Annotated in this window: 16 protein-coding genes, 1 tRNA gene and 1 riboswitch; of the genes, 14 read left to right on the forward strand and 3 right to left on the reverse strand. The window is 72.2% G+C overall.

Annotated elements, in window-relative coordinates; genetic code table 11:
* Positions 1-15 precede the first annotated feature (15 nt).
* On the reverse strand, positions 16-1,278 hold the full coding sequence (locus BUE48_RS06325; RefSeq protein WP_012851641.1) for a PucR family transcriptional regulator: 1,263 nt from the start codon (positions 1,276-1,278) through the stop codon (positions 16-18).
* Between the two features lie 304 nt (positions 1,279-1,582).
* Here BUE48_RS06325 and BUE48_RS06330 point away from each other — a divergent pair, with 304 nt between their 5' ends.
* From BUE48_RS06330 to BUE48_RS06375, 10 genes are all read left to right on the forward strand, one after another.
* Positions 1,583-2,929 (forward strand): alpha/beta fold hydrolase, encoded by a 1,347-nt coding sequence (locus tag BUE48_RS06330; protein ID WP_012851642.1) that lies wholly within the window; start codon positions 1,583-1,585, stop codon positions 2,927-2,929.
* A gap of 390 nt (positions 2,930-3,319) precedes the next feature.
* Positions 3,320-4,120 carry an SAM-dependent methyltransferase gene (locus BUE48_RS06335; RefSeq protein WP_286989289.1) on the forward strand — a complete coding sequence of 267 codons (801 nt, stop codon included), beginning with the start codon at positions 3,320-3,322 and terminating at the stop codon, positions 4,118-4,120.
* A 144-nt stretch (positions 4,121-4,264) separates the two neighbouring features.
* Positions 4,265-5,170 carry a Sco1979 family transcriptional regulator gene (locus BUE48_RS06340; protein WP_012851644.1) on the forward strand — a complete coding sequence of 302 codons (906 nt, stop codon included), beginning with the start codon at positions 4,265-4,267 and terminating at the stop codon, positions 5,168-5,170.
* 735 nt (positions 5,171-5,905) lie between these two features.
* The gene (locus BUE48_RS06345; protein ID WP_286989292.1) at positions 5,906-6,775 is read left to right on the forward strand and encodes an alpha/beta hydrolase family protein; all 870 of its coding nucleotides are present in this window, start codon (positions 5,906-5,908) and stop codon (positions 6,773-6,775) included.
* Positions 6,776-7,395: 620 nt separating this feature from the next.
* The gene (locus BUE48_RS06350) at positions 7,396-8,211 is read left to right on the forward strand and encodes a membrane protein (RefSeq protein WP_012851646.1); all 816 of its coding nucleotides are present in this window, start codon (positions 7,396-7,398) and stop codon (positions 8,209-8,211) included.
* 76 nt (positions 8,212-8,287) lie between these two features.
* A complete protein-coding gene (locus tag BUE48_RS06355) occupies positions 8,288-8,725 on the forward strand; it encodes a hypothetical protein (protein WP_286989295.1) in 438 nt (145 codons plus the stop codon).
* The gene (locus tag BUE48_RS06360; protein ID WP_041441079.1) at positions 8,722-9,897 is read left to right on the forward strand and encodes a zinc-dependent alcohol dehydrogenase; all 1,176 of its coding nucleotides are present in this window, start codon (positions 8,722-8,724) and stop codon (positions 9,895-9,897) included. The genes BUE48_RS06355 and BUE48_RS06360 overlap by 4 nt, the downstream gene beginning before the upstream one ends.
* Positions 9,898-10,789: 892 nt before the next feature.
* A complete protein-coding gene (locus BUE48_RS06365; RefSeq protein ID WP_286989298.1) occupies positions 10,790-12,145 on the forward strand; it encodes a TIGR04013 family B12-binding domain/radical SAM domain-containing protein in 1,356 nt (451 codons plus the stop codon).
* Between the two features lie 30 nt (positions 12,146-12,175).
* Positions 12,176-12,319, forward strand: coding sequence for a hypothetical protein (locus tag BUE48_RS06370; RefSeq protein WP_286989299.1), 144 nt, complete (start codon positions 12,176-12,178; stop codon positions 12,317-12,319).
* A 502-nt stretch (positions 12,320-12,821) separates the two neighbouring features.
* A complete protein-coding gene (locus BUE48_RS06375; RefSeq protein ID WP_286989301.1) occupies positions 12,822-13,061 on the forward strand; it encodes a hypothetical protein in 240 nt (79 codons plus the stop codon).
* Between the two features lie 498 nt (positions 13,062-13,559).
* Here the strand turns inward: BUE48_RS06375 and BUE48_RS06380 are convergent.
* Positions 13,560-13,633, reverse strand: a tRNA-Arg gene (locus BUE48_RS06380).
* 215 nt (positions 13,634-13,848) lie between these two features.
* Here BUE48_RS06380 and BUE48_RS06385 point away from each other — a divergent pair.
* The 3 genes from BUE48_RS06385 to BUE48_RS06395 all read left to right on the forward strand — a co-directional run bounded on the left by BUE48_RS06385 (position 13,849) and on the right by BUE48_RS06395 (position 17,078).
* On the forward strand, positions 13,849-14,826 hold the full coding sequence (locus BUE48_RS06385) for a cobalamin biosynthesis protein (RefSeq protein WP_286989303.1): 978 nt from the start codon (positions 13,849-13,851) through the stop codon (positions 14,824-14,826).
* Positions 14,823-16,328: a cobyric acid synthase gene (locus tag BUE48_RS06390; protein WP_012851655.1), complete on the forward strand. Its 1,506-nt coding sequence runs from the start codon at positions 14,823-14,825 to the stop codon at positions 16,326-16,328. Before BUE48_RS06385 ends, BUE48_RS06390 begins: the two co-directional genes overlap by 4 nt.
* Positions 16,329-16,400: 72 nt before the next feature.
* Positions 16,401-17,078: a DUF1444 family protein gene (locus BUE48_RS06395; RefSeq protein WP_286989304.1), complete on the forward strand. Its 678-nt coding sequence runs from the start codon at positions 16,401-16,403 to the stop codon at positions 17,076-17,078.
* Between the two features lie 166 nt (positions 17,079-17,244).
* Here BUE48_RS06395 and BUE48_RS06400 read toward each other — a convergent pair whose 3' ends face one another.
* Entirely contained in the window at positions 17,245-17,604 is a 360-nt protein-coding gene (locus BUE48_RS06400) for a cupin domain-containing protein (RefSeq protein ID WP_286989306.1), read from the reverse strand.
* Between the two features lie 86 nt (positions 17,605-17,690).
* Positions 17,691-17,862: riboswitch (cobalamin riboswitch) on the forward strand.
* A 38-nt stretch (positions 17,863-17,900) separates the two neighbouring features.
* On the opposite strand from BUE48_RS06400, the gene cobN reads away from it, so the two are divergent.
* Positions 17,901-21,695 (forward strand): cobaltochelatase subunit CobN, encoded by a 3,795-nt coding sequence (gene cobN, locus BUE48_RS06405; RefSeq protein WP_286989307.1) that lies wholly within the window; start codon positions 17,901-17,903, stop codon positions 21,693-21,695.
* Positions 21,696-21,929 lie beyond the last annotated feature (234 nt).

Below are 21,929 nucleotides of genomic sequence, written 5' to 3' on the forward strand. Positions count from 1 at the left end.
AAGGTCGCCCGGCTCTCAGGCGCGGGAAGGCTGGGGGGAGCCGCCTGCACCCGGCGGGTCGCCGCCGGCGGGGAAGCCCGCCTCCAGCCGCACCGCCTCCACCGCCAGGGCCAGCTCCAGGGCCTGGCGGGGGTGGGCCAGCTTGCGGCCGGTGAGGTGTTCGAGGCGGCGCAGCCGGTTCAGCACGGTGTTGCGGTGGCAGTACAGCCGCTCTGCGGCGGCGGCCGTCGAGCCCGCGCAGTCCAGCCACACCCGCAGCGTGCGCAGCAGCGTGTCCCGCTCGGCCGGCTCCAGCGCCAGCACCGGGCCCAGCACGATCTCGCGCAGGTGGGCCGCCAGGTCGGGCTGGGTGGCCACCAGCGCCTCCGGCAGATGCCGGTCCAGCCGGGTGATCCGCGGCTCGGCCCCGGCGCAGGTGCTGAGCGCGATCTCCGCCAGGCGCCGGGCCTGCGCCAGCTCGGCCAGCCCGTCCACCACCAGGCCGATGCCCACGTCCCGGGTCAAAAACGGCCGCAGCGCCCGTTCCAGGTCGTCCAGGCCCGCCGTGCCCAGGTGGGCGATGCCGTAGCGCACCCCGCCGCGGCCGCGCCAGATCAAGCGGATGCCGCGTGCCTCCTCCGGCAGCGCCGCCCCGTCGGCGGCGCGCAGCGCGGCCACGCGCACCGCCACCACCGCGTACCGCCCGCGTTCGGGCAGGTCCAGGGCGCCGGCCGCCTGCGCGGCCTCGGCGGCGCCGCCGTGCCCGTCCAGCAGCCCGTCCAGCAGCTCATACCCCTGCCCGACGTCGGTGTGGCGCAGCCGCCGCTCGGTCTCCCGGTAGGACTCGGCCACCGCGGTGGACAGCTCGTCGATCATCAGCCAGGTGCGCCGGGCCCCGATCACCAGCACCGGCAGGTCCTGGGGGTGCTTGGCGCGGGTGACCTCCACCATGGCGTCCCACAGGATCGAGCCGGCCAGCCGGTAGATCCGCAGCGCGGTGTCCAGCGGGATCCGCCGCTCGGCGTAGCGGCGGCCGAGCCGGTGCGCAAAGCCCAGGTCGGGACGGCGCCCGCCGCGGGTGGCCACCGCCTCCAGCGTGGCGCGCAGCCCCATGTAGGTGGACTTCCAGAACGCCCGGTCGTCGAGCTCGCCGCGCAGCGCCGGGTCCTGCCTGCGCCGGACTTCTTCGACCAGACGGTCGGTGAGCTCGGGAAGCCGGTCGAACAGCCCGCGCACCGCCGTCTGGATGACCACGTGTTCCCGGTGCGATACCGGGGGCCTGGCCGTCGCCGCCGTCACAGGAACCTCCGCTTTTCGTCGCGCCGGTGTGTACCGGGAGCGAACATCGTGACACGACCCGCTCAATTACAGAAGGGGCGATTTGTGCAAACGCACATGAGGATCTGGTTTCCGACACCCGGGTCACTTCCGGCCCGTGGTTTTCACCGTACCGATGCCGCCGACTTGACCTGTGCGCTCTGGCGAGGTACACGGCCGTCTGATAAGCGCCGCGGAGGAGTTTGTCATTCGGCCGCGAGGGACGCCGGGGGACGGGCGCATACAAATGTCTGGCCAGTTGTCTCCGCGTGCTGGAGGAACCCAGATGCGCCATGTCAAACGAATTCCACCCCCGGGCGCATTGCGTCGGGTGCTGGGCCTGCTGACCGCGGTGGTGCTGCTGACGGCGCTGGCGCCGGCAGTCGGCGCGGCGGCGCGGGCGACGCTGCGGCCGATCGTCTTCGTGCACGGCTTCTTCGGCTCCGGCAGCCAGTTCGCCACGCAGGCCAAGCGCTTCGCCTCCAACGGCTACCCGGCCTCCTACATCGAGTTCGAAGAGTACGACTCGCTGTTCGCCGAAAACAGCCGTGAGGACGTGCTCGCCTCGCTCGACCGGCGCATCGCCCGGCTGAAGGCGGCCACCGGCGCCGACAAGGTCGAGCTGGTCGGGCACTCGCTGGGCACCGCGATCTCGCAGGAGTACCTCAACAGCTCGCCCAGCCGGGCCGCCAATGTCGCGCACTACGTCAACATCGACGGCGCGACCGCCGGCTCCCCGCCGGGCGGCGTGCCCACGTTGGCGGTGTGGGCGGAGGGCCGCGGCAGCAGCTCCATCCGCGGCGCCACCAACGTGTACCTGCCGAACGAGTCGCACGTGGAGAACGCCTCCTCCCCGGCGACCTTCGCGGCGATGTACGAGTTCTTCACCGGCCAAAAGCCGCGGACCACCGACGTCGTCCCCGAATCCGGGCAGATCCAGCTGGCCGGGCGCGCGGTGCGCTTCCCCAGCAACGCCTCTCCCGGCGACGCGGTGGTGGACGTGTTCGAGATCGACCCGGCCACCGGGCGGCGCACCACCGCCCAGCCGATCCGTTCCATGCGGGTGGCCGCCGACGGCTCCTTCGGGCCGTTCCCCGGCCGGGGCGACGCCTACTATGAGTTCCTGCTCACCCGCGCCGGCACCGACCAGCAGCACCACCTGTACTTCGAGCCGTTCCGGCGCACCGACCTGGGCATCCGCCTGCTCAGCTCCAACCCCGGCGAGGGCATCGACCGGCTCATCCAGCGCGGCCGCAACCACGTGGCCCTGCTGGCCTACCGCAACAAGGAGTGGTGGGGCGACCAGGGATCCAATAGCGACACCCTGACCGTCAACGGCGTGTCGATCGTCAACGAGGGCACCGCGCCGCGCGATGGCCGGGCGATCGGGATCTTCGCCTTCGACCGGTTCTCCGACCGCCGCTCCAACCCCGGCCGCTCCTTCGGCCTGTTCAACGTGCTGCCCTTCATGAGCGCCGTCGACCTTTACGTCCCCGCCTCGGCGACGGCGAACGGCACCGTCACGCTGTCCGTCACGCAGCGCGGCGGCGGCCGTCCCACCCGGCTGACCATCCCGAACTGGCCTTCGGCGAACCACACCATCACCGTCTGCTTCAACGACTACGTCTCCTGACCCCTCCGGTCCGGGACGCCTCCCGGACCGAATGGACGGCGGCCGGAGGACCTCCGCCCCGCCGTCACCCCGCAGGCTCCGTGGGCCCGGTCCCGTCCGCCCGGCCGGGCCCACGGGCGTGCGGGGCGCCACCGCAGGGAACGGGGCCGACATGGGGGAGTACGGACGGCGACGCTCAGCGGGACGACGGTGTGGCCGGATTCGGTCAAGCTGTTGAACTTCTTTGGGTAATGCGCTAACGCGTTCGAGGGCGGAGATAATGCTCGCTTATCAGGGCGGTGGACGTCCAACGTCCGAAGGCGGCTCAAATCGCCGATTTCCGGCAGTCCAGGTGTCCTTGCCCTTAGGGTTTGTACCGACGCAGCCCTATGGACGGAAGGAAGCCTGGAAGTGACCGAGAACACTCCCGGTCAGGCGAACCCGAAGATCGACACATCGGTGCCGCACTCCGCCCGTATCTGGAACTACTGGCTGGGCGGTAAGGACAACTACGAGGTCGACCGCATCGCCGGCGAGCAGTACAAGGCGGTCTTCCCGCAGATCGTCGAGTTGGCCAGGTCCAGCCGGCACTTCCTGGCCCGTGCCATCCACTACCTGGCCGGTGAGATGGGCGTGCGGCAGTTCCTGGACATCGGCACCGGCCTGCCGACCGTGGACAACACCCACGAGGTCGCCCAGCGGATCGCGCCCGAGTGCCGGATCGTCTACGTCGACAACGACCCGCTGGTGCTGGCGCACGCCCGCGCGCTGCTCACCAGCACCCCCGAAGGCGTCACCACCTACCTGGACGCCGACATGCGCGATCCGGAAAAGATCCTCCAGGAGGCCAGGAAGACCCTGGACTTCTCCAAGCCGGTCGCCATCATGCTGATGGGGGTGCTCGGCCACCTCACCGACGAGGAGGCGCTGTCGGTCGTCCGGCACCTGGTGGCGGCGCTGCCCTCGGGCGGCTACCTGGTCTGCTGCGACGCCACCAACACCGACGAGAAGTTCCAGGAGGCCCAGCGCGGCTACGACGAGACCGGCGCCGTCCCCTACCGGCTGCGCAGCCCCGAGTTCATCAGCCAGTACTTCGAAGGACTGGAACTGGTGGAGCCGGGACTGGTGCAGGTGCCGCTGTGGCGTCCGGAGGTCGAACCGCTGGAGCACAAGGACCAGCCGACCCTGGCCGGAGTGGGGCGCAAGCCCTGACCGTGGGGAGGTCCCGTCGCGAAGACGTCCGGCGAGAGGACGTGGCCGGGTCTGGTCAATTTCTTGCAAGTTTCATATGGTCATGAAATCGAGTACCGATCGATCCGCCCGCCTGGGCGCGGCAGTGATGTGAGGGGACCCGCCTTGTCCTCTGCCACCAGCATCGACAGCGATTCCGGCAATACCGTCGAAACCGAAACAGGCGGCCCACTGGTCGCCCGGATGGTGCTCGGCGCCCGGCTGCGCCGGCTGCGGGAGGCCCGCGGCATCTCGCGCGAGGAGGCGGGCTGGGCGATCCGTTCCTCCGCCTCCAAGATCAGCCGGCTGGAGCTCGGCCGTACCGGCTGCAAGCTGCGGGACGTGGCCGACCTGCTGGAGCTGTACGGGCTGCCGGAGGAGGAACGCCCCACCCTGCTCGCCCTGGCCGAACAGGCCAACACCCCCGGATGGTGGCAGGAGTACCACGACATCGTGCCCTCCTGGCTGCGGACGTACCTGGGCGCCGAGCAGGAGGCGTCCGAGATCCGGTGCTTTGAGGTGCAGTTCGTCCCCGGCCTGCTGCAGACCGAGGACTACGCCCGCGAGGTCATCGCCCTGGACTGCGGCGCCGACCCGGCCGAGCAGGCCCGCCGCCTGGAGCTGCGGATGGCGCGCCAGCGGATCCTGACCCGGCCGCACCGGCCGGTCAACCTGTGGGCGGTGCTGGACGAGGCGGTGCTGCGGCGGCCCATCGGCGGCACGGAGACGATGCGCGGCCAGCTGGAGCACCTGCTGAAGGCCCACCGGATGCCCAACGTCACCATCCAGATCGTGCCGTTCGCGGCGGGCGGGCATGCGGCGGGCCTCAGCTCGGTCACCCTGGTGCGGCTGCCCCACCCGGACCTGCAGGACGTGGTCTACCTCGAGCAGCTCGACAGCGCGGTCTACCCGGACCGGCAGGCCGAGATCGACCACTACTGGCAGGCCTTCCACACCCTGGTGACCGAGGCGGAGCCGCCCGCCCGCACCGAGGCGATCCTCACCGAGGCGCTGGAGTGGTACCGCGGCTGAGCCGGGGCGCCGGCCGCGCCCGCGGCGACGCACCGGCCCGGCCGGTCCGCGCCGTCCCGGTAAGGGACGCGGACCGGCCCCGGGGCGCCGGGGGAGGTGACCTCCTTAGCGCCGGTCCGACGGCGGCACGGAATGTTCCCGCGGCCGTGACTTGCGCTCATCAGAGCCGAAGGACGGAGCTTCGCCGATGCGGGGCCGCGGGGCACGGCCGCCTGCCGGTGCCGTTCCGCGGGCGGGGCGGAGAGCGGGCGAACGGGCTGCGAACCCGCGGTGCGGCGGTGTGTGCGAGGACAATTTCCGCGGCTTCCTTGTGTGTTGCCCTCACGGCAATTCCTGAGCGCGGTGAAAACCGCATGCAGCCGTCTGGAAACGCTGCCTCCACCATTCCCGAAGCCGCCGGCTGAACCTTTTCTGGGTACTGTTTCCGCAGGTGGGAGCGCCGCAGTGCGGTCAGGCGCGCCGGTGGCATCAAGGCGCCGCCCGCCCCCGGGGCTCAGACCGCATGTTGAAAACACCATTACCGGCCCCATCGGTGCCGGTGCTCCAGGCGGTGCATTGGTGCTCTGCACAATCTTGAAAAGGCCGGTAATTTCACCGATTTCTGACCTGTGAGGACGTGCACACACTCGGTGGCGTCGGCGAGGTCGGAGTCTGAGCGGGACGAATCGATTCCCCTCGCCGGCGGAAACAGCCCGCAACCCCCCGCAGTGCGGGACCACCGGTGAAAGGACGCTCATGTCCCTGAGGAAGTCGTTCGGACTGCTGTCGGCGACCGCCGCCCTGGTGGCCGGCCTGGTCGCCGCGCCCCCCGCGCAGGCCGCGGCGAACCCCTACCAGCGCGGCCCGGATCCCACCGAATCCCTTCTGAGGGCCGCGCGCGGTCCGTTCGCCGTCTCCGAGCAGTCGGTCTCCAGGCTGAGCGTGTCCGGCTTCGGCGGCGGCCGGATCTACTACCCGACCACCACCAGCCAGGGCACCTTCGGTGCCATCGCCATCTCGCCCGGCTTCACCGCCTCCTGGTCCAGCCTGGCCTGGCTCGGCCCGCGCCTGGCCTCGCACGGCTTCGTGGTCATCGGCATCGAGACCAACACCCGCCTGGACCAGCCCGACAGCCGGGGCCGTCAGCTGCTGGCCGCCCTGGACTACCTGACCCAGCGCAGCTCGGTGCGCAACCGGGTGGACGCCTCGCGCCTGGCGGTGGCCGGCCACTCGATGGGCGGCGGCGGCACGCTGGAGGCCGCCAAGAGCCGCACCTCGCTGAAGGCCGCCATCCCCATCGCGCCCTGGAACCTGGACAAGACCTGGCCGGAAGTGCGCACCCCGACCCTGATCATCGGCGGTGAGCTCGACTCCATCGCCCCGGTCGCCACGCACTCCATCCCGTTCTACAACAGCCTGACCAACGCCCGGGAGAAGGCGTACCTGGAGCTGAACAACGCCAGCCACTTCTTCCCGCAGTTCTCCAACGACACCATGGCCAAGTTCATGATCGCCTGGATGAAGCGGTTCATCGACGACGACACCCGCTACGACCAGTTCCTGTGCCCGCCGCCGCGGGCGATCGGGGACATCTCCGACTACCGGGACACCTGCCCGCACACGTGAGCCGCCCCGTCCCGGGCCGCCCACCCGGTCCGGGACGGAACGCGGGGCGTCTAGCGCTCACTCGGAGGCGGGCCACGCCGTGGGTGTGGCCCGCCTCACACATGTGACGCTGCACACCGTCCAAAGGCCGCCCCGCCCGGCACCGGGCGGCCCGCCGGGGCGTCCCCTGACCCGATGAACCGGGACGACACGCCCACAACCGCCGTCTCATCCGGCATCACCCGCAGGACCTGCCGGGACGCACAGACAGGCGGCCCGCCGGGCCGACGCACCGGCTTTCACGGGACGGGAACAATCCCGCAGTGGTGTAAGTTCTACTTCTTGTCGCCGGTGTGCCTGGTGTCCCCGGGCCTCACCTATTGCCTTCACGGAATACCGCGGCGGTTCGCCCGTCTGGCTGGAGCCGTGTTGTGCCTTTCGCCGAGAGGCGACCCGCACACCGGCGTCACCGTCGAGGACCCGTCCAGGACACGCTCCCGGGCGGGTCTTTGGCTTCTTGTGCGCTGAGACGAGCCCGCCGGACCCCTGCGACCAGGCCGCACCCGCCGAGACGCCCCCGTACGGGGGCATCCTTGGGCCGGGCTTGCCCTGCCTTGACCGGGCCGGGGAAGGAGCCCGGCATGGACCAGTGGTTCACGCGGGAGATCATCGACACCGGACGGCTTCGCCTGCTGTGTTTTTTCGTGGCGTTCATCTGCGGTTTCCTGTTCATCCGCTGCAGCGTCCGGATGATCCGCCGCCAGGTGCGCTGGTGGCCCGGCAACATCACCCCCGGCGGCCACCACATCCACCATGTGGTCTTCGGACTGGTGCTCATGTGCGTCGGCGGCGTCGGCGGCCTGACCGTCATCGACACCGACTCGGTATGGGCGGCGATCGCAGCGTCACTGTTCGGCGTGGGCATGGCGCTGGTCCTGGACGAATTCGCGCTCGTGCTGCTGCTGAAGGACGTCTACTGGAGCGAACAGGGCCGCCTGTCGGTCGAGGTCGTCTTCATCGCCATCGCCCTGTGCGGCCTGGTCCTGCTGGGCCTGCACCCGCTGGGCGTGGACGACGCCGTCGACGGCGACGGAAACCCCTACGCCCTCTGGCAGGTCGTCCTGCTGGTCCTGTTCAACCTGACCCTGGCGGTCATCACCCTCCTCAAGGGCAAGATCTGGACCGGCCTGCTCGGCCTGTTCATCACCGCCTTGGCCCTGGTCGGCGCCATCCGCCTGGCCCGCCCCGGCTCCCCGTGGGCCCGCTACCGCTACCCGCCCGGCTCCCGCAAGGACCGCCGCTCCCGCATCCGCGAACGCCGCCTGCACCGCCCCGCCCAGGAGGTCTTCGACAGCATCGCCAACATCGTCGCCGGCCGCCCCTCCCTCCCCACCGGCCGCCACACCTCCGCACGTCACCGCAGCACCCACCGCCACAAGAAAAGCCCGCAAGCCTGACGGCACCCACCCCGTCCGCAAGGTTTCGCGGCGGCATGGCGGGGACAACTGTGGCGGTCGCCGACGAGGAGAAGACATGAAGCCTACGGTCGCCTTCGCCGCCCTGGCCGCGGGTCTTGCGGTGGGCGTCGCCCGGCGGATGAAGGCCCGCGCCACCGGGCGGGCGCCCTGCGGAGACGACGCGGGACGGTGGCTGACGGTCACCGTCAACCGTCCGCCCGAGCTGCTGTCGAAGCACCTTCCCGAGCCGCTGGCCAGGTTGCGCAACAGCATCGAGCTGCGGATCCAGACGGCGCCCGGCGGCCGGGGCGCGGAGGTGGCCGCCCGTCCCCGCAACGGGCTCTCCGCGGCCGGAGGGCCGCAGGAGGCACGGCAGGCGGTGCGCACGGCGCTGCGGGAGGCCAAGGCCCTGGCCGAGACGGGGGAGGTACTGCTCCCGGACGAGCCGGCCGCCGCCCGTCCGGTTCGACCGGAGACGGTGACCGCGCATGCCGCGGGGGAGGGGCGGCGGTGAAGGCGCTGTGCTGGGAGGGCGCCGGCCGGCTGGCGGTCCGAGACGTCCCCGAGCCGCGGATCCGCAACGACCAGGACATGATCGTCAAGGTCACCGCCACCACCGCCTGCGGCTCGGACCTGCACCTGATCGACGGCCACGTCCCGGCCATGCGCCGTGGCGAGGTCCTCGGCCACGAGTTCGTCGGCGAGGTCGTCGAGACCGGCCCGGCGGTGCGCCGCCACAAGGTGGGCGACCGGGTGGTGGTGTGCTCGGTCATCGGCTGCGGACGCTGCTGGTACTGCGCCGACGACCAGTGGTCGCTGTGCGACAACGGCAACCCCGACCCCGATCTCGGCCGGGCGATCTGGGGGTATGAGCCCGGCGCCGCCTACGGCCACTCCCGCGCCATGGGCGGCTTCCGCGGCGCCCACGCCGAGTACGTCCGGGTGCCGTTCGCCGACTACGGCGCCTTTCCCGTCCCGGACGAGGTGGACGACATCAGCGCCCTGTTCGTCTCCGACTCGGCGCCCACCGGGTGGATGGGCGCCCACCTGGGCGGCGTCAAACCCGGCGATGTGGTGGCGGTGTGGGGCTGCGGTGCGGTCGGCCAGATGGCGGCGTGCGCGGCGGCGCTGCTGGGCGCCGACCGGGTGATCGCCATCGACCGCCACCCCGAGCGGCTGGCCATGGCCGCCGAGCACGCCGGCGCGGAGACCATCGACTACACCGCCACCGACGTGTGCGCCGAGCTGCGCGAGCGCACCGGCGGGCGAGGGCCGGACGTGTGCATCGAAGCGGCCGGCATGCAGGCCCAAGCCTCCGGCCTGGAACGCTTCTACGACGGGATCGAACGCCGCCTGCGGCGGCGAAGCGACCGCTCTTCGGCGGTCCGTGAGGCCGTCTACGCCTGCCGCAAGGGCGGATCGGTTTTCGTGCTGGGCTTCTTCACCGGCACCACGGACAAGTTCCCCCTGGGCGCCCTGATGAACAAGGGTCTGACCTTGCGCGCCGCCCGAACGCACGGCCAGCGCTACATCCCGATGCTCTTGCAACGCATCGCCAGGGGCGAACTCGACACCCGCCACCTGGCCACCCACCGGATGCCTTTGAAACGCGCACCGCGCGGCTACGAGCTGTTCAAACACCGCAAGGACGGCTGCGTCCGCGTCGTCTTCCACCCGGCCGCCTGACCGGACCGTCCCGAAGAAAACACTCCGCCGGGGGATGCCCCATCACCAGGGCGTTGATGCCCTCAATGAACTTTTTCAAGGAGCCTCAGAACCGGGGACGGTGCCGTGACCTCGGATGCCGCCGGGTCCCGCCTTCGGCGTCCGGGGCCACCGGAGCGTCATCCACCAGACAGGCGGAGCGGCCCGGCAGGAGGAGACACGGTCCGCGGTGTCCTTTTGGTGGCCGGGCTGATCGGAACCGGGCGCGCAGGGCGGCTCCGGTTGTACTGCTTGGTGGCCGGACCGTCCCCGCCGATGCCCGGCTTTTCGTCTGTGCGCGCCCGCGGCACTTCGGGATCGCGGACACGCGCTTTCAGCCCGGCCTCGATCACCGGTCATCCTTTTCGAGGCCGCCGCATGTCACCGAATCACCATCGAGAAGCCGTATGCGGCACGCCGTCGGCCGCCGCGGTCACCTCGTACACCGCAGAGCAGAGCTTTGGGTGGCCGGGTGATTCGCTGATTTTGTGTGCAACAGGGTGTGCTGAGCGATCAGAGGAAACAAGGCAGGAATATTCTTTCGAGAACGGTAAGCCCGGCACCGCAGCAGGATTTTTCGGTACGCCCTTTCCTGGGATCGTGGCGGTATATGGCTGCTGGAAGCGGCGTGGTGAGCTGGGAGGATGCCGGGCTGGACACCCCTGTGCTCTCTTCCCGGAGCCTGGCGCCGTACGCTGGAAAATGCTCATGAAACAAGCCCATGCCCGTCCTGTGGCCATGGTTTTCAGGACCTGCCGCGGACGTGTTCCCCGCGCCGGCCGCGGACGCTCCGATGCCCATCGCGGTGATTGCTAGCCTTTGGCGGAGGGAAGCCGGCATCGCGCCGGGGCGAGGGCGGGCAGGAGATCTCACTTTGCGTGACATATCGATCATCATCCGCTACCGCAAGGCTGTCTCCTACGGCCATCACGTTCTTCTCGGCGCCCTGGAGACGCTGTCGGCGGACGTCTCCTACGAGGTCCGCTTCGCCACGAGCGCCGCCGCGGTGGTGGAGGAGATCAAAAAGGCGCTGCCCACCGCTCACCGGGTGCTGGTGCTGTGGTCCTTCTACTCGCCGGACGCCCTGGAGATGGCGGCGGAACTGCAGCGGATCCGGGCCGAGATCGACGATCCGGCCGTCACCCACATAGCCGGCGGGGTGCACGCCACCGCCGAGCCGGTGCAGGTCCTGGACGCCGGCTGGGACATCGCCGCCGTCGGAGAGGGGGAGACCACCTTCCTGCGGCTGGTGGCCGCCGGCGGCGAGCCGGCCGGGATACCCGGTCTCGTCTACCGCGACGAGGCGGGCGGCCTGGTCCGCACCGGCCGGGCCGAACGCCGGGAACTGGACGCATACCCGGCCTTCTCGGTCCGCTGGCGGCGTTTCAACCCCATCGAGATCACGCGGGGCTGCGTGTATGCCTGCCGCTTCTGCCAGACGCCGTTCATGTTCTCGGCGAAGTTCCGGCATCGCAGCGTCGAGAACGTCAAAAGGCATGTCGAGCAGATGGTCGCCCACGGCCGCCGCGATGTCCGTTTCATCACCCCGACCTCCCTCTCCTATGGAAGCGGGGACGAGAACGTCAACCTGGAGGCCGTGGAAGAGCTGCTGGCCGCCTGCAAGTCGGTCGTGGGCAAGCAGGGCCGGGTGTTCTTCGGGAGCTTCCCCAGCGAGGTGCGTCCCGAGCACGTCAGCGTCCGGGCGCTGCGGCTGATCAAGCGGTACTGCGCCAACGACAACCTGATCATCGGCGCCCAGTCCGGTTCGGCCAGGGTGCTGGAGGCCGCCAAGAGAGGACACGGCGTCCAGGAGGTGCGCGATGCCGTGCGGATCGGCGTGCAAGAGGGCTTCCGCATCAACGTGGACATGATCTTCGGCATGCCCGAGGAGACGCCCGACGACGCGGCGGCGTCCCTCGCCCTGGCCAGGGAGCTGGCCGACCTGGGGGCGCGGATCCACGCGCACACGTTCATGCCGCTGCCGGGCACACCCTGGCGGGAGGCCACACCGGGGCGCGTCGACCCGGAGACCCTGCGCGCCATCGGCGAACTGACCGGCCGCGGGGCCCTGTACGGGCACTGGGAACGCCAGCAGCGGCTCGCCGGTCAACTGGCCGACGCGGCACGCGCCTACCCCCGTCCGGGAAAGAGCCGAACACTGCTGCCTTTGGCCTCCGACCCGGAGCCGGGCCCTTCACACGGGTCCGGCGGCACCGCTCCCAAGCGGTGAGCCTTTTCAGCACGTCCCCTGATGCGGGACGTGCGGATCACGGCCCGGGTGACCGAAGGGGCAGGGCGCGAGAAGGCGAACTCGATCCTGGCCGACGTGCACGCGCCCGTGCCGCACGAGGCGCTGCAGGCGGCCGAACCGGAACTGGTGCGGTGGCGGCCGACCGCAGCGTGAGCGCCGTGCACGAGGCCGTCCCGCCTGCCGAAGCCGGCGGCGGCCCGATGACCGCGCCCGGTAGATCGCCGAGATGCTCGCCTCGTCTATCTGACGGGTGCACTCTACGCAGCACTGCCGCTATTTCATACTCACCGTCACTATTCAGCTACAGAAAATGGGATAGTAGCGGTGAACGCAGCGCGCGTCGGGGCGCGGCCCGGTCGAAGGTCGTGGTTGGCATGAACGTACCCTTGCTCAGGCCTCTGGCCGATATCGCCGAGCCCATCGCCGTCGACGTGCCCGGCTCGGCGGCGCCGGGCGACCTGCGGCGCCGGACCGGTGAACAGCGGCCGATCCGGCATGGGCATTACAGCCGCCGCCGGTGGGGTGTGTCCCTGCCGCCCCGCCCGTGGTCCGGGCCGGTCGAAGGCCGCGCTCCGGCTGATCCGCCGGCCAAGGCGCGTGAAGCCGACTCCCGCCGTGAGGTGGGCCACCGTCCCAACGACGCCTGGAGGCCGCGGTGACCGGTACCGGCGACTCCCGGATGGGCTATCGGGTCGATGTCGCTCCGCAAGGCCGGGGGTGTGAGGGCTGGCAGCACGACGGGCGGTACATCGCCGCCGTGGTGGTGACCGAGGACGGCTCGCATCTGTGCTTGCTGCACTGGAACCTGGTCGCCGCCAAGTTGCAGCGTGACGGCTACCGGATCGACTACACCCCGGCCGCGCGGCTGGCCCTGAGAATGGGCAGGCGAGAGTAGACCGGGACGGCGGCCCGTATTCGCCGACTCCCGGGGCCGCCGCCGGGGAGGAATCGCCTCCTTGGAACGGACGGAGGACCCGGCGCGTTCGCCCGGACCGCTGGGACGCGTCCGCAGGGAGGCCGGGAACGGCACGCCGAACCTTTTCAACACGCCGTCTCCGCAGGCCGGGACGGGGACGATGCTGCGACATCGCGGCGGCGGAGACCACCGGGGCTCTCGTCCCCGGTGCCTTGGACCGCGTGGTGAAAAAGGTTCGCTCTCGAGCGCCGAAGGCGCCGACCTGAAAGTCGCTTCAAAGGCACTGCGACGTATCCGCCCGGCGGCCACCGGCGATCCCTTCTGGAAGAACCGCGGGACGGCCGACGCGATGCCGCTCTGACGCCGGCCCGGCCGTTGAAACAGAAACAGGACATGCGGCCGTGCGGCCTGCTCTCGCTGCACGGGTGTCTTTCGAGGCAGCCCCGCCGAGCCCGCGATGCGCCCCCTGACCTGCGGCGCGCCCGGCAGGATTCGAACCTGCGACCGTCGGATTAGAAGTCCGGTGCTCTATCCAGCTGAGCTACGGGCGCTCGCACACTCCCGCCCGGCCGGTGGGCGTCGGCGATGAATGGTCGCGAACCCTTGGCTGAGCGCGGATCCGGCGCTGATGGCCGGGTGCGTCCCACAGTTTAGGGGGACCGGAGGGCGTGAAGCCATGGAGATCCGGCGCTGGGTGGATCCGGGCGGGCCCTATCTTTGTTGACCGTGGCTGTGGAACAAGGCCGTGACGCGCTGGACGCCCCGCATGACTGACCGGGCGGTGGAACGGGCGCTGGGACTGCTGGCCGGGATGGCGCTGGACGCGGCGCTGGGCGACCCGCGGCGGGCCCACCCGGTGGCGATGTTCGGGCAGGCGGCGGCGGCGCTGGAGCGGCGCATCCACGCCGACTCCAAAAGACGCGGCGCCGTCTACGCCGGAACCCTGGTCGCCGGGGCCGCGGCGGTCGGCGCGCTGGCGCAGCGGCTGGCGCCGGGCCGCACCGCCCGCGTGGCGCTGACCGCCGTGGCGACCTGGACGGTGCTCGGCGGGACATCGCTGGGCCGGGAGGGCCGGGCCATGGCCGCGGCGCTGCGGGCCGGGGATCTGGCGGCCGCCCGTGCCCGGCTGCCCCACCTGTGCGGCCGCGACCCCCGGCACCTGGACGTCCGGGAGCTGGCGCGGGCCACGGTCGAGTCCGTCGCCGAGAACACCGGCGACGCCGTGGTCGCCCCGCTGGTGTGGGGCGCGGTGGCGGGCGTTCCGGGGCTGCTGGCCTACCGGGCGGTCAACACGCTGGACGCGATGGTGGGCCACCGCAACGAACGCTACGGCCGCTTCGGATGGGCGTCCGCCCGGCTGGACGATGCGGCCAACTGGGTGCCCGCCCGGCTGACCGCCCTGCTCACCGCGGCCTGCGCCCCCGTGGCGGGCGGGAGCGGCCGGCGCAGCCGGGCGGTGCTGCGGCGGGACGGCGCCGCCCACCCCAGCCCCAACGCCGGCCGCTGCGAGGCGGCGTTCGCCGGGGCGCTGGGCGTGCGGCTCGGCGGCGCCAACGTCTACGGCGGCCGGGTCGAGCGGCGCCCCCACCTGGGGGACGGCCCGCCACCGGAGATCGCCGACATTCCCCGCGCCGTCCGCCTGTCGGCCGCCGTCGGCTGGGCCGCCGCCGTCTGCTGCGCGGCGGGCGCGGCGGCCTGGGCGGGCCTGCGGCAGGCGGTACGAGGACGGAGCGCCGTCCGGTGAGCGGGGCGCTGCTGGTCGCCGGGACGACCTCCGATGCCGGCAAGAGCGTGCTGACCGCCGGGCTGTGCCGGTGGCTGGTGCGGCAGGGCGTGAAGGTCGCCCCCTTCAAGGCCCAGAACATGTCGCTGAACTCGATGGTCACCGCCGACGGCGCCGAGATCGGCCGGGCCCAGGCGATGCAGGCGCAGGCGGCGCGGATCGAGCCGACCGCGCACATGAACCCCATCCTGCTCAAGCCCGGCGGCGACCGCCGCAGCCAGGTGGTGCTGCTGGGCCGCCCGGTGGCGGAGGTGGACGCCCTGGGGTACGGCGCCCACCGGGACCGGCTGCGGCGGGCGGCGCTGGAGAGCCTGGCGCACCTGCGCGCCGAGTACGACGTGGTGATCTGCGAGGGGGCCGGCAGCCCGGCGGAGATCAACCTGCGGGCCGGGGACATCGCCAACATGGGGCTGGCGCGGGCCGCCGGGCTGCCGGTGCTGGTGGTGGGCGACATCGACCGCGGCGGGGTGTTCGCCGCCCTCTACGGCACGGTGGGCCTGCTGGAACCGGCCGACCAGGCCCTCATCGCCGGGTTCGTCATCAACAAGTTCCGCGGCGCACCGGAGCTGCTGGAGCCGGGGCTGCGCATGCTGCGCGACCTGACCGGCCGCCCCGTCTACGGTGTGCTGCCCTGGCTGGACGGCCTGCGCCTGGACGTCGAAGACAGCCTGGGCCTGGACGGCCCGCCCGCCGCGGCCGGGCCGCCGCACGGGGCCGAGACGCTGCGCGTGGCGGTCGTCCGGCTGCCGCGGATCTCCAACTTCACCGACGTGGACGCGCTGGCCTGCGAACCCGGCGTGACGGTGCGGTACGCCACCGCCCCCGGCGAGCTGGCCGACGCCGACCTGGTGGTGCTGCCCGGCTCCCGCGCCACCGTCGCCGACCTGGCCTGGCTGCGTGAACGCGGCCTGGCCGACCAGATCGCCGCTCGCGCCCGGCGGGGACGCCCCGTGCTGGGCATCTGCGGCGGCTACCAGATGCTGGCGGAGGAGATCGTCGACGAGGTGGAGTCCGGCGCCGGAAGCGTCCCCGGGCTGGGGCTGCTGCCGGTCCGCGTGGAGTTCGCCCGGCACAAGACGCTCCGCCGGCCCGTCGGCACCGCCTACGGCCACCCCGTGCGGGCCTATGAGATCCATCACGGCGCCGCCACCGTGACCGGGCCGGCCGAGCCGTTCCTGGACGGCTGCCGGGTCGGCGCGGTGTGGGGCACCACCTGGCACGGCGCGCTGGAAAGCGACGGCTTCCGCCGGGAGTTCCTGCGGCGCGTCGCCGAGGCGGCCGGGCGGGACTTCACCCCCGCTCCCGGCGTATCCTTCGGCGCGCTGCGCGAGGCCCGTCTGGACGCGCTCGGCGACCTGGTGGAACGGCACCTGGACACCGCCGCGCTGTGGCGGCTGATCGAACGGGGCGCCCCGCCGGACCTGCCGGTGGTGCCCCCCGGTGGTGCGGGCCCGCTCCCGTGACCGGTTGCGCGCCGGACCGGCCCGATGCCGGTAGGGTGAGCCACTCTGAGCAAAGCCGCAGGAGGAACGTGCATGATGCAGTCCCGGCACAGCGCCGTCGCCCCGCCGCAGCCCGGACCGCTCGCCCGGGTCGTCCCGGTGATGCGGGCGCGGGTGCCCGTGGCGATGCAGCTGGAGTTCCCGCTGCCCGACAGCGAGCTTCCGGTGGTGGAGCCGTTCGTGGGGAACCTGCTGGTCGGTTACGCGATCGACCCTCCCGCGGAGGCGGCCGGCGGCGCCGGGTCCCGCCTGCTGCGGCAGCTGGCGGCGCGGCACTGCGCCGAACTGGGGGTGGCGCCGGCGGAGCTGCGTGAGCTGGCCGTGGCCAATCTGCGCGTGCTCCGCCCGGATGTGCGGTTCAACTGGTACCCGGACGTGCGGGCGGTCTCGGTGACGGCCGGCGGCGACCTGGAGGCCGGCCTGATCCTCGATGAGGGGTTCGTCGACAAGCTCGCCCAGGACGTCGAGGGCGACCTGGTGGTGGCGCTGCCCGCCCGGGACGTGTTCGTGGCCACCGGCACCGGCCATGTCGACGGCATCGACAAGCTGCGCTGGGTGGTCGACCAGATCTGGACCGATGAGCGGCACCTGACGCCGCAGGAGGCCGCCGGCGCCCCGCCCCGCGGCCTGGCCGCCCCCCAGCGTCCCCACCTGCTGCTGACCAGGGACCTGCTGGTGCGGCGCGGCGGCTCCTGGCAGATCCTCGCCTAAGACGCCGGTCCTTTTTCAACGGCCCGGCGGGGCACCCGGAAGCAAGGGGCGCGGCGCCCGGCCCACCGTTCGTACGTGCACGCCTGCGGCCACAGCGCCGGGCGCCCACCGGACCGCAACGGTGAAGGGCCGGTGATCTCACCGGCCCTTCACCAGATCACGCCTGTCAGTCCTTGGCCTTGGCGTACTCGTCCATGCCGCTGGAGAAGTCGTAGGCGATGCAGGGCTCGTCCCCGACGACCCATGCGTCGTGACCGGGCGTGGCCACGAACATGTCGCCGGGACCGACCTCGGCCTCACTGCCGTCCTCCATGCGGATGCGCAGCCGGCCCTGGGCGATGTAGCCGTTGTGGTGGAACTGGCACAGCTCGGTGCCGGCGATGGGCCGCAGCGACTCCGACCAGCGCCACCCGGGCTCGAACGTGGCCCGTCCCACGGTCAGCCCGGTCATGGTGAACACCTCCAGGTGACCGTTGGGAAAGTCGCGCCGCTCATCCGGCTTGTCGATGTGCTTGACCTCGATCATGACGGTCCCCCCTCCGTCACTTTCACGCTTGCACCCTCGCCGACCTGCGTCAAGGACGGCCGAGGCGGATCACTCCGCAGAAAGCGGCCTAGACTGCGGGCGACGGCAGGGCAGGAACCCGGTGGGAATCCGGGGCTGTCGCGCAACTGTGACCGGGGAGGGCTCCCCCGCATGCGGCCACGGCGGTGACGCTGGAAGGCCGGGGGAGACCCGGGGATCCGGGAGCCAGGAGACTGCCGCCGTCGCCTGCCTGATCCATCCGATGCGGGGCGCGAAACCCCCTAAGGAGGCGTTCGATGCGCGTGCTGCTGCTGTCCACGGCCGACACCGACCTGCTGGCCGCCCGCGCGGCCGGGGCCGGGTATGTGACCGCCAACCCCACCCGGATCGACGTGGCGGAGCTGCCCGCGCTCACCGAGGGCGTGGACGCGGTGGTGGTCCGGCTGCTGGGCGGGCGCAAGACCTGGCCGGAGGGGGTGGCGGCGCTGCGGGCGAGCGGGCTGCCGCTCGTCCTGCTGGGCGGGGAGGCCGACCCGGACGCCGAGCTGATGGAACTGTCGACCGTCCCGGCGGGGGTCGCCGCCGAGGCGCTGAACTACCTGCGCGAAGGCGGCGCCGCCAACCTGCGGGAGCTGGCGCGGTTCCTGTCGGATGCGGTGCTGCTGACCGGCGAGGGCTTCGCCCCGCCGGTCCGGATGCCCGCCTATGGGGTGCACGGCGAGCGTCCCCGCCGCGACGGCAGGCCCACCGTGGGGGTGGTCTTCTACCGGGCGCACGAACTGTCGGGCAACACCGCGTTCATCGACACCCTGTGCGAGGCGATCGAACGGCACGGCGCCAACGCGCTGCCGGTCTTCTGCGCCTCGCTGCGCGGCGCCGAGCCCGGCCTGCTGGACCTGCTGGGGCAGGCGGACGCGCTGATCGCCACCGTGCTGGCGGCCGGCGGGTCGGTCGCCTCCCCGGCCTGCGCCGGAGGCGACGAGGACGCCTGGGACGCCGGTGCGCTGGCCGAACTGGACGTGCCGGTGATCCAAGGGCTGTGCCTGACCACCTCCCGCCGGGCCTGGGAGGACTCCGACGCCGCCCTGTCGCCGATGGACGCGGCGATGCAGGTGGCCATCCCCGAATTCGACGGACGGCTGATCTCGGTGCCGTTCTCCTTCAAGGAGGAGGGCCCCGACGGCATCCCCGTCTACCGGGCCGACCCCGAACGCGCCGACCGGGTGGCCGCCATCGCCGTCAAGCACGCCCGGCTGCGGCACATCCCGCCGCAGCGGCGCCGCGTGGCGATCGTGCTGTCGTCCTACCCGACCAAGCACTCCCGCGTCGGCAACGCCGTCGGGCTGGACACCCCCGCCTCGGCGGTGCGGCTGCTGCGCCGCCTGGCCGAGGCCGGCTACGACCTCGGCGACGACCACACCCTCTGGCGGGACCCGGCCGGTGGCGACGCCCTCATCCACGCGCTGATCGCCGCCGGCGGCCACGACACCGAGTGGCTGACCGAAGAGCAGCTGCGGCGCGCCGCCGCCCGCGTCCCGCTGCGGACCTACACCGCCTGGTTCGCCGGGCTCCCCGGCGACCTGCGTGAACGCATCCGTGAACACTGGGGCGAGCCGCCGGGTGAGCTGTATGTGGACGGCACCGACATCGTGCTGGCCGCGCTGCGGTTCGGCAACGTGGTGCTGATGATCCAGCCGCCCCGGGGTTTCGGGGAGAACCCGGTGGCGATCTACCACGACCCCGACCTGCCGCCGTCCCACCATTACCTGGCCGCCTACCGGTGGCTGGCGGAGACGTTCGGCGCGGACGCGGTGGTCCACCTGGGCAAGCACGGCACGCTGGAGTGGCTGCCGGGCAAGGGGCTGGGCCTGTCGGCCTCGTGCGCGCCCGATGCGGTGCTCGGCGACCTGCCGCTGGTGTACCCGTTCATCGTCAACGACCCGGGCGAGGGCACCCAGGCCAAACGCCGCGGCCACGCCACGATCGTCGACCACCTGGTGCCGCCCATGGCCCGCGCCGACACCTACGGCGAGCTGGCCCGGCTGGAGCAGCTGCTGGACGAGTACGCCACCGTCCAGGCCCTGGACCCGGCCAAGCTCCCGGCGGTGCGCGCCCAGATCTGGACGCTGATCAAGGCCGCGCAGCTCCACCACGACCTGCAGCAAGAAGAGATGCCCGGGGAGGAGGAGTTCGACGACTTCCTGCTGCACGTCGACGGCTACCTGTGCGAGGTCAAGGACGTGCAGATCCGCGACGGCCTGCACATCCTCGGCCAGGCCCCGGAAGGGGAGGCCCGCGTCAATTTGGTGCTGGCCGTGCTGCGCGCCGCCCAGGTCTGGAGCGGGCGGGCCGGGGCGCTGCCCGGCCTGCGGGCGGCGCTGGCCCGCCGCTATGGGGTGGAGGAGAAAGAGCTGCTGGCCGAACCCGGCCGGAGGGTGCGCGTCCACTCCGCGCCGCACGACGAGAAGACCCCGGCCGGGACGGGAGAACCCGGGCAGCACGCCTCGCCGGGCGGCGAGGAGGACGGCGCCGCGCCTGAAGGGGCGATCCCCGTCCCGCATGCGCTCGCCGCCCGCTGGAAGCGGTGGCCCGAACCGCCGCACACCGCCTCCGACGTCGTCGACATCCTGGAGGACCTGGCCCGCCATCTGGTGGAGGGGATGGAGTCCCGCGGCTGGGACCCCGCCGCCTCCGGGACGGTCCTGGCCGAGGTGCTGGGGGAGGCCCCCTCGCCGGACGACGGGCCGCTGGAAGAGCTGCTGCACTTCGCCGCCACCGAGCTCGTCCCCCGCCTGGCCGCCACCGCCGGAGAGCTGGACGCGGTGCTGCACGCCCTGGACGGCGGGCACGTCCCCGCCGGGCCGTCCGGCTCGCCCACCCGCGGCCTGGTGAACGTCCTGCCGACCGGCCGCAACTTCTACTCCGTCGACCCCAAGGCCATCCCGTCCCGCAACGCCTGGGAGGTCGGGATGGCGCTGGCGGACTCGCTGCTCCGCCGCCACCTGGAGGAGACCGGCGCCTACCCGGCCGGCGTCGGGCTCACGGTGTGGGGCACCAGCGCCATGCGCACCCAGGGCGACGACATCGCCGAGGTGCTGGCGCTGATCGGCTGCCGCCCGGTGTGGGACGACGCCTCCCGCCGCGTCACCGGCTTCGAGGTGATCCCCCTGGAGGAGCTGGGCCGCCCCCGCATCGACGTCACCCTGCGCATCTCCGGTTTCTTCCGCGACGCCTTCCCCCACGTCATCGCCCTGCTGGACGACGCGATCCGGACCGTGGCCGAGCTGGCAGAACCCCCCGACCGCAACTACCTGCGCGCCCACGCCCTGGAGGACCGGGCCGCCCACGGCGACTGGCGGCGCGCCACCACCCGCATCTTCGGCTCCAAGCCCGGCGCCTACGGGGCGGGGCTGCTGCCGCTGATCGACGCCCGCAACTGGCGGGACGACCGCGACCTGGCCGAGGTGTACGCGGTGTGGGGCGGTTACGCCTACGGCCGTGGCTTGGACGGCCGGGAGGCTCGCGCCGACATGGAGGCGGCGTTCCGGCGGATCGCGGTGGCCGCCAAGAACGCCGACACCCGAGAACACGACATCGTCGACTCCGACGACTACTTCCAGTACCACGGCGGCATGGTCGCCATGGTCCGCGCCCTGACCGGCCGCAGCCCGGCCGCCTACATCGGCGACTCGGCCGTCCCCGACCAGGTGAAGACCCGCACCCTGGCCGAGGAGACCCGCCGGGTGTTCCGCGCCCGCGTGGTCAACCCCCGCTGGATCGCCGCGATGCGCCGCCACGGCTACAAGGGTGCCTTCGAACTGGCCGCCACCGTGGACTACCTGTTCGGCTACGACGCCACCGCCGGCGTGGTGGACGACTGGATGTACCAGACCCTCGCCGAAAAGTACGTCTTCGACGAGGAGAACCGCGCCTTCATGACCCGCTCCAACCCCTGGGCGCTGCGCGGCATCACCGAACGCCTCCTGGAGGCCGTCGATCGGGGCCTGTGGACCGACCCGGACCCGGACGTCCTGGACCGCCTGCGCACCGTCTACCTCGCCCTCGAAGGCGACCTGGAGGACGAGGACTGACTCGGCCCCCGTTTTCCGGGGCGGGGCGAATACGCTTCCTCCGGCGTCTCCCGGCCTAGGGAAACCGTCCCGGAGCGGTGACGAACGTCACCCGTCGACCGGCAGGACTCGCCCGGTATGCCCTGGGCCGGCCGGTGGCGCGTCGGCGGGCGTCGCCGTTCCGGGACGGTCTGCTAGGCCTGGGGTGACCTGCGCCGATCTCCAGCGGGCGAAGCCCGCTAAGGCGCCTGGGAA

This window comes from Thermomonospora sp. CIF 1 (assembly GCF_001896795.1).
GTDB classification, from domain to species: Bacteria; Actinomycetota; Actinomycetes; order Streptosporangiales; family Streptosporangiaceae; genus Thermomonospora; species Thermomonospora curvata.